The 13,263-nt window shown below is 57.5% G+C and carries 11 protein-coding genes and 1 tRNA gene; 6 read left to right on the top strand and 6 right to left on the bottom strand.

The window, feature by feature from the left end; genetic code table 11:
- Positions 1-7 precede the first annotated feature (7 nt).
- From ACR0MS_RS05980 to fabI, 3 genes are read right to left on the bottom strand one after another with little or no spacing between them, the layout of a single operon-like run.
- On the bottom strand, positions 8-1,183 hold the full coding sequence (locus ACR0MS_RS05980) for an aminotransferase (protein WP_480570550.1): 1,176 nt from the start codon (positions 1,181-1,183) through the stop codon (positions 8-10).
- 46 nt (positions 1,184-1,229) lie between these two features.
- Entirely contained in the window at positions 1,230-1,739 is a 510-nt protein-coding gene (gene gpt / locus ACR0MS_RS05985; RefSeq protein ID WP_480570553.1) for a xanthine phosphoribosyltransferase, read from the bottom strand.
- A 4-nt stretch (positions 1,740-1,743) separates the two neighbouring features.
- Entirely contained in the window at positions 1,744-2,550 is an 807-nt protein-coding gene (fabI, locus tag ACR0MS_RS05990; RefSeq protein ID WP_480570556.1) for an enoyl-ACP reductase FabI, read from the bottom strand.
- Between the two features lie 135 nt (positions 2,551-2,685).
- On the opposite strand from fabI, the gene pdxH reads away from it, so the two are divergent.
- The 4 genes from pdxH (at position 2,686) to ACR0MS_RS06010 (ending at position 4,536) form a co-directional block, all read left to right on the top strand.
- Positions 2,686-3,291, top strand: a complete 606-nt coding sequence (gene pdxH / locus ACR0MS_RS05995; RefSeq protein ID WP_480570559.1) for a pyridoxamine 5'-phosphate oxidase — start codon at positions 2,686-2,688, stop codon at positions 3,289-3,291.
- 121 nt (positions 3,292-3,412) lie between these two features.
- On the top strand, positions 3,413-3,940 hold the full coding sequence (locus tag ACR0MS_RS06000; protein ID WP_480570562.1) for a cold-shock protein: 528 nt from the start codon (positions 3,413-3,415) through the stop codon (positions 3,938-3,940).
- A gap of 8 nt (positions 3,941-3,948) precedes the next feature.
- On the top strand, positions 3,949-4,416 hold the full coding sequence (locus tag ACR0MS_RS06005; RefSeq protein WP_480570565.1) for a DUF192 domain-containing protein: 468 nt from the start codon (positions 3,949-3,951) through the stop codon (positions 4,414-4,416).
- 43 nt (positions 4,417-4,459) lie between these two features.
- A tRNA-Pro gene (locus tag ACR0MS_RS06010) sits at positions 4,460-4,536 on the top strand.
- A 7-nt stretch (positions 4,537-4,543) separates the two neighbouring features.
- Here the strand turns inward: ACR0MS_RS06010 and ACR0MS_RS06015 are convergent.
- Positions 4,544-4,981 carry a hypothetical protein gene (locus ACR0MS_RS06015; protein WP_480570567.1) on the bottom strand — a complete coding sequence of 146 codons (438 nt, stop codon included), beginning with the start codon at positions 4,979-4,981 and terminating at the stop codon, positions 4,544-4,546.
- A 529-nt stretch (positions 4,982-5,510) separates the two neighbouring features.
- Here ACR0MS_RS06015 and ACR0MS_RS06020 point away from each other — a divergent pair.
- Positions 5,511-9,128: a vitamin B12-dependent ribonucleotide reductase gene (locus ACR0MS_RS06020; protein ID WP_480570570.1), complete on the top strand. Its 3,618-nt coding sequence runs from the start codon at positions 5,511-5,513 to the stop codon at positions 9,126-9,128.
- 299 nt (positions 9,129-9,427) lie between these two features.
- Here the strand turns inward: ACR0MS_RS06020 and ACR0MS_RS06025 are convergent, their stop codons facing one another.
- Entirely contained in the window at positions 9,428-10,972 is a 1,545-nt protein-coding gene (locus ACR0MS_RS06025) for a trimethylamine methyltransferase family protein (protein ID WP_480570573.1), read from the bottom strand.
- Positions 10,973-11,378: 406 nt separating this feature from the next.
- Here ACR0MS_RS06025 and ACR0MS_RS06030 point away from each other — a divergent pair, with 406 nt between their 5' ends.
- Positions 11,379-11,906, top strand: a complete 528-nt coding sequence (locus ACR0MS_RS06030) for an outer membrane protein (RefSeq protein ID WP_480570576.1) — start codon at positions 11,379-11,381, stop codon at positions 11,904-11,906.
- A gap of 6 nt (positions 11,907-11,912) precedes the next feature.
- Here the strand turns inward: ACR0MS_RS06030 and ACR0MS_RS06035 are convergent, their stop codons facing one another.
- Positions 11,913-13,100, bottom strand: coding sequence for a pyridoxal phosphate-dependent aminotransferase (locus ACR0MS_RS06035; RefSeq protein WP_480570579.1), 1,188 nt, complete (start codon positions 13,098-13,100; stop codon positions 11,913-11,915).
- Positions 13,101-13,263 lie beyond the last annotated feature (163 nt).

Consider the following 13,263-nt stretch of genomic DNA (forward strand, 5'->3'; position numbering starts at 1 on the left):
GGCAAGCTCAGAAGGAAAGGGCTTGCAACCGATCGAACAATTGACCCAGCCCGACGCGATCCAGATTGGCGAATGCAATGCGCACTTGCCGTTTCCCGGCCGGGTCATCCTTGGGCATGAACATGGTGCCGGGCAGCAGCAGGACACCGGCCTCGGGCACCAGACGGCGGGCCAGTTCGTCTGACGGAATGTCGAACGGATGCTCGAAATATGCGAAATAGGCCCCAAGCCCAAGCAGACGCCAGCCCTTATCGGACAGCACGGGCAACATCTCTTGAATGGCCACGCGCCGGTCGAGAATTTCTTCTCTTTCACAGGCAAGCCATTCAGGAAGGTTTTGCATGCCCCAAAGTGCTGCGAATTGACCGATCTGTCCGGGGCAGATTGCAACGGTATCCAAAAACTTTTCGATCTCGGACAACAGCGCGACATCGGTGGCGATTGCGCCAACGCGGTGGCCGGTCAGCCGATAAGCTTTCGAGAAGGAATAGAGGTGAACCAGAGTTTTTTCCCACCCCGGCTGCTGGAACAGGTCGTGCGGCGGCCCGCTGCGGCTGTCAAAGTCACGGTAGGTTTCGTCCACAATCAACCGGATGCCCGCGTCGCGACACAACGCGTAGAACGCCAGAACCATATCGGCGGGGTATTCGACGCCACCCGGATTGTTGGGGGTAACCAGCGCAATTGCTCGGGTCTTGTCCGTCAACAGCGCTCGGGCTGCATCAGGATCGGGTAGAAGGTCATCGCCGGTCGGCAAGTCGACCGCACGTACGCCAGCCATGTCCAGCCACATTTTGTGGTTGAAATACCATGGGGTTGGCAGGATCACCTCATCGCTTTGATCCGTGATCGCGGAGATCACGGCCGAGAAAGCCTGATTGCACCCCGAGGTTATGGCGACCTGATCCGGATGAACCTTGGCATCATAATGTGCGCTGATCTGGGTCGCCAGTTCGCTGCGAAGGTCAGGATTGCCGAGCACGGGCCCATATAAATGCGCCGCATCCTCGGAAATCGCAAACTCCGCCATGGCCTGCCGCAAAGCCAGTGGTGGGGGATCAACAGGGGCTGCCTGACTGACGTTGATCAGCGGGCGATCCTCTGGGAAGTCCACGCCTTCCAGCCAACGCCGCGCCTCCATCACCGGCGGTGCGAAGGTAGAGGCGGTGCGTGTCCGGGACATATGTATTCTCTGACCGTTGGAAAACTTGGTGTTGCGGCTGTCAGCGTCAGTCGGTTCCGCGATAGGGCTCGACATATTGCAGGGCCATGTCCCAGGGGAAGAAGATCCAGGTGTCCTGGCTGACCTCGGTGATGAAGGTATCCACCATCGGCCGCCCCTTGGGTTTGGCGTAGACGGTCGCGAAATGAGCGTTTGGATACATCGCGCGCACCAGCTCAAGAGTTTTGCCGCTATCGACCAGATCGTCGATGATCAGAACGCCGGTTCCGTCGCCCATCAATCCCGCATCCGGCGCCTTGAGAACCTCGGCCTCGCCCTGTTCCTGATGGTGATAGGACCGCACACTGATGGTATCAACGGTTCGAATGTCCAGCTCGCGGCTGACAATCATCGCAGGGGCCATGCCGCCACGCGTGATGGCAACAACAGCGCGCCATGCACCGTCATCCGGGCCTTGCCCATCCAAACGCCACGCCAACGCTCGGGAATCGCGATGGATTTGATCCCAACTGATGTGAAAACCCTTTTCGTGGGGCAGACGGTCCTTGGCGCTCATGCTGTTAACCCTTTTCAACGTCTGGCGCGTCGACAGCTTTCATGCCGACGATGTGATAGCCCGAATCCACGTGCAGGTTTTCACCTGTCACGCCGCTGCTCAGGTCTGACAACAGGTAAAGGGCCGACTTGCCGACATCGTCGATTGTCACGTTGCGGCGCAGGGGCGAGTTATACTCGTTCCATTTCATGATATAGCGGAAGTCGCCAATACCGCTGGCGGCCAGTGTCTTGATGGGACCGGCCGAGATCGCATTGACCCGGATGCCGTCCTTGCCGAGGTCTTCTGCCAGATATTTAACAGATGCTTCCAAAGCAGCTTTTGCAACGCCCATGACGTTGTAATGCGGCATAACCTGTTCGGCACCGTAATATGTCAGCGTAACGGCGCTGCCGCCCTCAGACATCATCTTCTCGGCGCGCTGCATGACGGCGGTGAAGGAATAGACCGACACATCCATCGTCAGCTTGAAATTCGCGCGCGACGTGTCGACATAGCGACCGCGCAGTTCGTTCTTGTCCGAAAATCCGATGGCGTGAACGATGAAGTCCAGCTTGCCCCATTTTTCGGAAAGCGCCGTAAACAGGCCGTCGATCGACTCTTCATCGCTGACGTCGCAGGGCAGGACGATTTCGCTGCCCAATTGCGCCGCCAAAGGGTCGACGCGTTTTTTCAGCGCATCCCCCTGATAAGAAAAAGCCAGCTCTGCTCCGGCTTCTGACAATGCACGGGCGATTCCCCAAGCGATTGATTTATCATTGGCCAGTCCCATGATGAGGCCGCGCTTTCCGGCCATCAACTGATTTGACATGTTCGGTTCTCCGCCTGTCTTCGCGTCATGTTGGGATGGTTTATGCCATTGGATGCGCTGCATCAAGGCCGCGCGCTCTTGCCCGTGGCGGGTTCTCGCCCTAGGGTGGATGGCAAGAGTTTCCAGGGGATGGAAATGAGCGAACGAGATGGCATTTTCGCCGGCACCGATCCGTTTGTTATTGCGGCGCGGTGGTTGGACGAGGCCCGGGACAGTGAACCGAACGATCCGAACGCGATTGCCTTGGCAACCGTGGATGCTTCTGGTTTGCCAAATGTCCGTATGGTTCTGCTGAAAGAGATCGAGCAGAACGCATTTGTTTTCTATACGAACTATGAAAGCACCAAAGCTGCCGAGCTTGAGAGCGCTGGCAAGGCCGCATTTGTGATGCATTGGAAATCTTTGCGGCGTCAAATCCGAGTTCGTGGTACAATAACACGCGAAAGTGGGCCGCAGGCAGACGAATACTATGCGTCCCGCTCTCTTAAAAGCCGTTTGGGGGCCTGGGCATCGAAGCAGTCGCAGCCTCTGAACAGTCGCGCGGCTTTGATGGCCGAGGTTGCCAAGGTAACGGCGAAACTGGGGCCGAATCCGCCGCGCCCTCCGTTCTGGGGTGGCTACAGGCTGGAACCGGTCGAGATCGAGTTTTGGGCGGACGGAGCGTTTCGACTGCATGATCGGTTCAGATGGCAACGCGATCATTCGGGCTCGCCCTGGCAAATTCAAAGGCTGAATCCATGACGTTCGCGTATCGTGAAATGCAAAACCCAGAGAATAAAGGATTTTTTCGGCTTGAATTTGTGGGCCATTCCCATACACATCGAACCCTTAACGAAGTGCTAAAACTCGCGATGGAAACACTGTGCCAGAAGACCTGAACAGCATGTACCGCGTCCGTGGACACGTAAAATGGTTCGACCCCGCCAAGGGGTACGGATTCGTTGTGTCTGATGAAGGCGGTCCTGATATTCTGTTGCATGTAAATGTTTTGCGTAATTTCGGCCAAAGCTCGGTAGCTGACGGCGCGGGAATCGAGATCATGACGCACCGCACCGATCGTGGTGTTCAGGCGGTTGAAGTGATCAGTGTCGACCCGCCTGCGCGCACCGACTCGATGATGCTTGCTGATTTTGCGGAACTCGATCCGGTGGTCATCGCGCAAGCTCCATTGGAAGCTGCGCGCGTAAAGTGGTTCGACAAGGGCAAGGGTTTTGGCTTTGCGAACGTCTTTGGACGTGACGAAGATGTATTCCTTCACATCGAGGTTCTGCGTCGATCCGGCCTGGCTGATCTTCAGCCCGGAGAGGCGTTGGCGATGCGTGTGATTGATGGCAAGCGCGGGCGCATGGCGGCCCAGGTGCTGGCCTGGGAAGCGGCGTTGGACGATTAAGTCGGACCATGCTCAGGTTTCTCTCGGTTCTTGCTTTCCTCTCTCTGCTGTGGACCGATCATGCCTTCGCCGCTTGCCGTGTGGATCGCGTTAACCTGAAGAATGACAGGATGCAGGCGGGATTCGACATCGAACTCGCCATTACGCCGCAAGAGCGGTCCCGCGGATTGATGTTTCGGGAATCACTGCCGCCCCGGTCGGGCATGCTTTTTGTTTTCGATCCCCCGCAACCGGTTGTGTTCTGGATGAAGAACACGCTGATTCCCCTCGATATCATTTTCATCGACCGGACAGGTGTAATCACGCGCATTCATCAGGGCGCAGTTCCCGGCGATTTGACCCCGATTGAAGGTGGTGATTCCGTGTTTGCGGTACTGGAAATCAATGCCGGGCTGTCCACGCGGTATTCGATCACACCGGGAACCGTGGTGCAGCACGAAATTTTTGCACGCGGTCCTGCAATTTGGCCCTGTTAGGGCTTTTCAAATCAGAAAGGCATCGTTAGGAAGACGCACGGTCCGGGGCGTGGCGCAGTCTGGTAGCGCACCTGTTTTGGGTACAGGGGGTCGTAGGTTCGAATCCTGCCGCCCCGACCACTTCTTCTTACACCGCTGGTGATCCACCCATAGCTTGGTAAAGCGCGGACAGCGCCTTATCCAGCGTCTCGCTTTCTACCGGGACCTGAACGGCAGGCCCGGTGCGCTGCGGTACATCAAAATACAAATCGGCATCGACCCGATATCCGGCCGTGTTCTTGGTCGACGTCAGCCGCATGACGCTTTTGGGAAGATCCTGAGGGTAACCGTCATAGTTGAGAATCAGGTAAGCCGTCGTATCCGGCGGCAGCAGTTCGGTACATTCGAAAACCCGATTCCCAACCCTCTGAAACTGTTCTCCGGGACCGTCGCATCCAATTTCAAAGGTTTCAAACAGGCGTTCGGGATAGGTTTTGAATTGCGCACTGCGCGACGGAGGGGGCACATCTTGTGGTGTGCAGGCCACGATCAGGCCTATCAGGGGAATTATACCAAGCCATCTCATCAGATTGTCTGCCCACTTTTTAGCCTGCCAAAATTTTCGACCGAATTTTTTGTCATGACAGTCTATGCACCGATTCTTTCCCGACACGGCCATCATAGCGCGGGATTATAAAATGCCGATAACTATGCGAGGCAACACAGTTAATTGCTTCGGCCAAACAAGGGCATAAAGACCGAGAGCAGTGGATGAAGCTGTGGAGGAATCGGCCGCCAGAGTTTGAGTCCGCCCGAATGCGAACCGGTCAACAGTAAAGATTCCAAAAATGACGGAAAATGACGTTGACGATCTATGGCTGAATACGCCAGATTGTATGGGCCGAAGGTGGTGCCACTAAATCTGGTAGAAAATCCAGAGATGGTACAGGGCGAGGGTCGAAAAGCACATCTATACTAACGTGCAACCGTTTGGACGGGTTGCGCTGTCATAGGCAGCGAACGGTCTTTTGCGCCCAAATTTCTGGCGCGGTCGAAGGTCCAGAGTTTCGGACCGGAAGCCAAAGAAAAAGTTGATTGAATCTAGGGCGGCGGACATGAAGATTGACAGAAAATTCACTACATCAGGGCAGGATGCATATGCGGACCTGGGCTTTGTGTCTGCAACGTCCGAGATTCGGAACCCCGATGGCACGATTGTCTTCCGTCTGGATGATATTGAAGTTCCGGCCAGTTGGAGCCAAGTCGCAAGCGACGTCATCGCGCAGAAGTATTTCCGCAAAGCTGGCGTTCCGTCCAAGCTGAAAAAGGTCAAAGAGAAAGACGTTCCCGAATTCCTGTGGCGCTCGGTCCCCGCCGATGGCGCGGAATTCGACGGTGAGACGTCTTCCAAGCAGGTCTTTGACCGTCTGGCAGGCGCATGGGCGTATTGGGGCTGGAAAGGCGGCTATTTCTCGACCGAGGAAGACGCGCGCGCCTACTTTGACGAGATGCGCTATATGCTGGCGACCCAGCGCGCCGCGCCAAACTCGCCGCAGTGGTTCAACACCGGTCTGCACTGGGCCTATGGGATCGACGGTCCGGCGCAGGGGCACCACTATGTCGATTACAAAACCGGCAAGTTGACCAAGTCGAAATCTGCCTATGAACATCCGCAGCCGCATGCGTGCTTCATCCAGTCGGTCGATGATGATCTGGTGAACGAAGGCGGCATCATGGATCTTTGGGTGCGCGAGGCGCGCCTGTTCAAATACGGCTCGGGCACCGGGACCAACTTCAGCCATCTGCGTGCAGAAGGCGAAGCGCTGTCAGGTGGCGGCAAGTCCTCGGGTCTTATGGGCTTTCTCAAGATCGGCGACCGCGCCGCTGGCGCGATCAAATCAGGCGGGACAACCCGTCGAGCAGCAAAGATGGTGATCGTCGATGCAGATCACCCGGACATCGAGCAATTCATCGAATGGAAGGTGATCGAAGAGCAGAAGGTGGCCTCGATCGTTGCCGGATCGAAGATGCACGAGAAGATGCTGAACGGCATTTTCGAGGCCATCCGCTCTTGGGACGGTGCGCAGGATGATGCGTATGACCCCAATAAGAATGACAGCCTGAAGAAAGCGGTTCGCGAGGCCAAAAAGGTCGCGATCCCCGAGACTTATATCAAGCGCGTGCTGGATTACGCCAAACAGGGCCACGACAGCATCGAATTCCCGACCTATGATACGGATTGGGATTCGGAAGCTTACAGCTCGGTCTCGGGCCAGAACTCGAACAATTCGATCCGCGTGACCAACACGTTCCTGACCGCAGTTGAAAAAGACGCCGATTGGGAACTGATCAACCGGACCGATGGCAAGGTCGCCAAGACCGTAAAGGCGCGCGATCTGTGGGAAAAGGTTGGCCATGCAGCATGGGCCTGCGCCGATCCGGGCATTCAGTTCCACGACACCGTCAACGAGTGGCACACCTGCCCCGAAGACGGTGAGATTCGCGGCTCGAACCCGTGCTCGGAATACATGTTCCTCGATGACACGGCCTGTAACTTAGCGTCGATGAACCTGCTGACCTTCCTCAAGGATGGTGAGTTTCAGGCAGCGGATTACATGCACGCCTCGCGCCTGTGGACCCTGACGCTGGAAATCTCGGTGACGATGGCGCAGTTCCCGTCGAAGGAAATCGCCCAACTGTCCTATGACTTCCGCACGCTGGGTCTGGGCTATGCCAATATCGGCGGCCTGCTGATGAATATGGGCTACAGCTATGACTCGGATGAGGGGCGGGCGATCTGTGGCGCGCTGACCGCGATCATGACCGGTGTGGCCTATGCGACTTCGGCCGAGATTGCAGGTGAACTGGGACCGTTCAAGGGGTACGAACGGAACGCGGATCACATGTTGCGCGTCATCCGCAACCACCGTCGCGCGTCGCAGGGCGTCACGACCGGTTATGAGAAACTGGCCGTGAAGCCTGTGCCTCTGGATCACGGCAACTGCCCCGACAAGCGTCTGGTTGATCTGGCCATGTCCGCTTGGGATGAGGCGCTGAGCCTGGGCGAAAAGAACGGCTACCGCAACGCGCAAGCCACCGTGATCGCACCGACCGGAACCATCGGTCTGGTGATGGACTGTGACACTACGGGGATTGAGCCGGACTTTGCGCTGGTCAAGTTCAAGAAGCTTGCGGGCGGCGGTTACTTCAAGATCATCAACCGCTCTGTGCCGTCGGCGCTGGAGAAGCTGGGCTATTCCTCGTCTCAGATCGAAGAGATCGTGGGCTATGCGGTTGGTCATGGCACCATTGGTAACGCGCCGGGGATTAACCACACCTCGCTGACCGGTCACGGGTTTGGGCCGAATGAACTGGCCAAGGTGGACGCCGCGCTGGAAAGTGCGTTCGACATCCGGTTCGTCTTCAACCAGTGGACATTGGGTGAGGATTTCTGCATCGGCGTGTTGGGCATCCCGGCGACCAAGCTGAATGACCCGACCTTTGACCTGCTGCGCCATCTTGGGTTCACCAAGGCCGATATTGATGCAGCCAATGACCACGTCTGCGGAACCATGACACTGGAAGGCGCGCCGCACCTGAAAGAGGAACACTATTCCATCTTCGATTGCGCCAACCCATGCGGCAAGAAAGGCAAGCGTTTCCTTGGGGTTGATAGCCACATCACCATGATGGCCGCCGCTCAGAGTTTTATCTCGGGTGCGATTTCGAAAACGATCAACATGCCGAATGACGCGACCATCGAGGATTGCCAGAAAGCTTACGAACTGTCGTGGTCGCTGGGTGTGAAGGCCAACGCGCTCTATCGCGACGGCTCGAAACTGTCGCAACCGCTGGCGGCTGCGCTGGTCGAGGATGACGACGAGGCGGCCGAAGTTCTGGAAACCGGCTCGCCACAAGAAAAAGCCACCGTGTTGGCCGAAAAGGTCATCGAAAAAGTGGTCGTCAAGGAAGTCATCCGCAGCCACCGTGAAAAGCTGCCGCATCGCCGCAAAGGGTATACCCAGAAGGCGATCGTAGGCGGGCACAAGGTTTACCTGCGCACCGGTGAGTTCGAAGACGGACAGTTGGGTGAAATCTTCATCGACATGCACAAGGAAGGCGCGGGCTTCCGGGCGATGATGAACAACTTTGCCATCGCCGTATCGGTCGGCCTGCAATATGGTGTACCGCTGGAGGAGTTCGTCGACGCCTTTACCTTCACCAAGTTCGAACCGGCTGGGATGGTGCAGGGCAACGACTCGATCAAGAATGCGACGTCGATCCTTGATTACATCTTCCGCGAGCTGGCCGTCAGCTATCTGGACCGCACCGATCTGGCCCATGTGAAGCCCGAAGGCGCAACCTTTGACGATCTTGGGCGCGGTGAGGAAGAAGGCGTCTCGAACGTCTCGGAGATCAGTGAAACTGCGGCATCCAAGTCACTGGAAGTGCTGAAGCAAATCAGCTCGACCGGGTATCTGCGTAAGCGGCTGCCGCAGGATCTGGCGGTGTTCAACCCTCAGGCGGATCTGACCGGAATGGCTGAATCTGCCGCGGCGTATGAAGCCCCGGTTGCGGAAACCGCCGTCGCAACCAGCATGGACGCCCGGACCAAAGCCAAGATGCAAGGCTATGAGGGCGATCCTTGTGGCGAGTGCGGAAATTACACGCTGGTGCGCAACGGCACCTGCATGAAATGCAACACCTGCGGGGCAACAAGCGGGTGTAGCTAAAGCAAACGCCCCGGCAATGGGGTGTAGGGACCGCGATCTTCCCCCCGGATATCCGGTCCCGACGAATACGGAGCAAGGCACTGAGACTTACCTAAGCTGCCTTTCTCCACTCGGTCGACATGCCCGTGTCGACCGGGAACAGGGTGGGGCGGAATATTGCTCTTTCCCACTCTTTCACGGGACGGGTGCGCTCGTCCCATGCGCAGTCCAGGCCGCAGGCAAAAAAACACCGGGCGGTCAACGACATGAGCCTGGAAAGCGAAACTAAAGGGGGCCTCGGCCCCCTTTTTTTTAACCGGTTACGCGGGAAGGTGGATGTTGAACCCTGCGCGGATCTGGGCGTCAAGCAGTGGATCGAACCGTGCTGGTGACGGCATGGACAGGATTTCTTCTTTCCGCGCGGTTGCCTTGTCGATCAGGTCTGGCTTGCCCAGTTCGGCCCATTCTTTGGGGGAGGTCCGGTCGCCGAAGGTTGGATAGACATAGTCCGCCTGCATTCGGCTTAGCGTTGCGTCGGTTCCCAGATAGTGGCCGGGCCCGCCCATGCAAACCTCGGCAATCTGATCCAGTGCCAGCGTCTCCTCGTTTACTTCAATCCCACGGATGCAGCGCTGCGCCTGCCCGATAAGATCGTCGCCCAAGATCAGGCTTTCAAAGCAGAATCCCAGAAGGGATGCGTGCATCCCGGCTGCTTCGTACACCATATTAACCCCGGACAAACCGGCCATGACATTCGAGCACATTTGCTCCCATCCCGCCTGCATGTCAGGCAGTTTCGAATCCGACGCCCCGGCTGCGGCTCCGCCGGGAAGGTCATAGAATTGGTGCATTTGGGCGCAGCCAGCGGTCAGAAGGGCCTGCTCACCCGACCCGATAGACATGGCCCCGGTGCGCAGGTCCAAACCAAATGGCCAAGTGCCAAAAACGGCTGGCGCACCCGGGCTTACGGCGTTTACGTAAACCAATCCTGCAAGACATTCCGCCGTTGCTTGCGTGATCGCCCCTGCGATGGTTGAGGGCGCGGTCGCTCCGGCCATCCCTGCGGAAAGAAGAAGAACGGGCATGCCTGCCTTGATGCATTCTTCCATCACTTCACAACTTTCGGTGGCGAACTTCATCGGCGGCACCACAAAGCAGTTCGAGTTTGAGACGAACGGGCGTTCGCGCCATTTGTCCTCTCCACCTGCAATCATGTGCAGCATTTCCATCGCCGGCGCGACATGACTGGGTTCGGTGAAAGATGTGCCGATGTGTTTGAATGTTCCCGAGCAACTTGCGTAGATCGTGTTCAGGTCCATTTCCAGATTGTCAACAATGTCACGACACACCATAGGCCGTTGTACAAAATGGATATTATCCAGTTGTTGGCAAATCCGCGCGGCATCGTGCAGGTCCTGCACGGTCGAGTCACGATATTCGCGCCCGTGCACGTCCACCATGCTGACCGCAGCCCCGGCTGTACCGTAGTGAACCCGCGTGCCCGAGAGTTCCAGATCGGTATTCCCGTCACGACTGCACAGGGTAACGGATCGGTTGGCATTGGCGATGGTGTCTTCAACCAGTGCCCGGGGAAACCGTATGCGGCCATCATCGCCCAATGTGCACCCGGCACCGACCAGATAGTCAATTCCGCTTTGCGGGGCGTCTGCCAATCCAATCGTTTCAAGCGCAGTCAGCGCTGCCTCGTGGATTTGTTCGATCTGAGTTGGGGTCAACGGCTTGTATGTTCCGCCCTCAAGCCCCGGTCGTATGGGGCGCAAATGATCTGGAAGGGCTGAGGCACGGGCGGCACGGCGCGCGGCACGTCCGCCACTGCGCGAGGTATTGCGGGATTGATCGTTCATGTTGAAGTTCCGGTAGGTGAGACGTGAAAGGGGTGAGTGCGTTCACACCCCGGCCGGGCGCCCCCGGGCCGCGCGTCCACGATCCGCGCCTATCGTGCGGCTGACCAGACAGATCTTCCAAACGTCACTTTGCATGCAGGTCCTCACCTTATGCCCATCAGTCTTTCAATACAGGTCGCGACATTCTGTCCTGTTTGCGACTTCGGGGTCCAAAAGCGAAATGGATGCGCGGGGCGGGTCACAGATGTGAAAGAGTTTAATAAATTCTACCGAAACGCGGGAAATCTGTTATACTTCTGTCACTTATTTAAGAGCGGTTCGTGATCTCAATTGATTGTTAACGATTGCGACCCAATTTTGTGAGAAAGTGGACTGAGTACTCGAATTCCTTGTTGGAAGGTTTTTGGTGAAAGTTGTGATACCCCGTTCGGCCCTGATCGCTATTTTGATCATGACGTGTGCTGCTCCGGCAGCCGCCGAGGATTGGAGTGGGGCTTATGCCGGGTTCAGCTTTGGATATGCCGACGCAGATGGCCCCAACGGTTCTAGCGGCAGCGACCTGAGTTTTGGTCCTCATGTCGGGTACGATCATGACTTTGGAAACTTCGTACTTGGGGGCGAGTTGGAATATAACCGCTTGTCTCTGAATCTGGGGCAGGGTGAGGGCAGTCTGGACAGTATGACGCGCCTGAAACTGCGGGGGGGATACGATTTCGGGTCCGCTCTGGGGTATGTCGTGGTTGGTGCCGCGCGCGTGGATTCGACTGTCGACAATGACACCGCTGCGGTTTACGGCATCGGTGTCGCCTATCCGATTGGTGAGAATTTTGTCATCAGTGGCGAAGCGCTGCGCCAGAATTTCGACGATGTGACCCGGTCCGAAGGCGGCCTTGATTCCAACGTGTTCAACTTGAGGACGACGTTTCGGTTCTGAACGCGGCTATTCTGCTGCGCGGCGGTCGGCCAATTGGCTCGCGAAATCGCAAATGGTCTGAAGTGCCGACGCGAAGCGGTCATCGTCGATCGTCATGGCGACGCGAACGTGCCCTGCGGCAGCCATGCCAAAACTCTCTCCCGGCATGACGGCGATCGCATGGGTGTCAAGCAGCGCATTGGCGAATCCTTCACCGGTTTGACCCGTGGCGCGGATATCCAGCATCAGGTACATAGCACCCTGCGCTGGCACCAGACCAACCGTGTTTTGCGCCGCGAGAATTTCGACCGCCTTGGCGCGCCGCCTGCGAAATGGTGCGGCGATCTCCTCTTCCAATTCAACGCCAGCCGTCAATGCAAAGCTGGCTGCATCCTGAATGAAGCCGGGAACGCCATAGGTCGTATGGGTGGCCAGATTGATCAGATGCGAGATGACGTCCTCGGGTCCGATAACCCAGCCGCAGCGGGATCCCGTCATCGCATGAGACTTGGACATCGAACCGATCACCAAGGTCCGTTCGACCATGTCAGGCAGGGTTCGTGGAGAGATATGGTCGCCTTCCCAAACCTGAGTGTCATAGACCTCATCCGAGATCAGCCACAGGTCGCGCCTGCGGCAAACCTCGGCGATTTCCTCAAGCGTCTGCCGGGAATACGTTACCCCGGTCGGGTTGTTGGGCGTATTGATCAGCAATGAGACTGCGCCTTCGGCGGCGGCGTCGATCCGCTCTGCGCGGGGCTGAAAGGCGTCTTCGGCGGCGGTTTGCACGGGCCGGGCAATTGCGCCTGCACCGCGAATGGTGCCGGGATAGGTCGCGTAGTATGGATCTAGAAACAGTCCGACGTCACCCGGATTGCAGACCGCGACGTGGGTGGCAAACAGCGCGGCTTGGCCCCCGGTTGTGATCAGGACGTTGTGGCGCGTTGTGGGCACGCCGGTGCGCGCCTGAACCCGGGCGGCGACGGTATCGCGCAACAAATCTGTGCCGGGGACCATCGCGTATCCAGTGTGGCCTTGTCGGGCAGACAGATCCATCGCCTGCAGGATTGACGGATCGGTGCGTATGTCATGCTCACCGATGGTCAGCTCGGTGATGGCGTGGCCTTCGCTGATCATCCGGCGCGCGCGATAGAACACGTCCCAACCGTCGCTGCCGCCCTGGGTCAGATGAGTGATACGCTGCGACAGTTCCATGGCATGCTCCGGCAGTGGTCTTTTCGGCTGACAGGGCCAGAGGATGTTTCATTTGTCAATCGAATACCGGCCGGAACAGGGGGACTTGGCGAGAGGGGCGTCGCATGATAATCAGGGTGTCATGAACCCGATGACCTGCATCATTATTTGCTGCATTTCCTGC

This window comes from Ruegeria sp. CJ2 (assembly GCF_056536745.1).

Coding starts and splice junctions, on each gene's coding strand:
- ACR0MS_RS06035 (WP_480570579.1), bottom strand. CDS start 13,100: ATGGAACTGTCGCAGCGTATCACTCATCTGACCCAGGGCGGCAGCGAC.
- fabI (WP_480570556.1), bottom strand. CDS start 2,550: ATGTCAAATCAGTTGATGGCCGGAAAGCGCGGCCTCATCATGGGACTG.
- ACR0MS_RS05980 (WP_480570550.1), bottom strand. CDS start 1,183: ATGTCCCGGACACGCACCGCCTCTACCTTCGCACCGCCGGTGATGGAG.
- pdxH (WP_480570559.1), top strand. CDS start 2,686: ATGAGCGAACGAGATGGCATTTTCGCCGGCACCGATCCGTTTGTTATT.
- ACR0MS_RS06005 (WP_480570565.1), top strand. CDS start 3,949: ATGCTCAGGTTTCTCTCGGTTCTTGCTTTCCTCTCTCTGCTGTGGACC.
- gpt (WP_480570553.1), bottom strand. CDS start 1,739: ATGAGCGCCAAGGACCGTCTGCCCCACGAAAAGGGTTTTCACATCAGT.
- ACR0MS_RS06015 (WP_480570567.1), bottom strand. CDS start 4,981: ATGAGATGGCTTGGTATAATTCCCCTGATAGGCCTGATCGTGGCCTGC.
- ACR0MS_RS06025 (WP_480570573.1), bottom strand. CDS start 10,972: ATGAACGATCAATCCCGCAATACCTCGCGCAGTGGCGGACGTGCCGCG.
- ACR0MS_RS06020 (WP_480570570.1), top strand. CDS start 5,511: ATGAAGATTGACAGAAAATTCACTACATCAGGGCAGGATGCATATGCG.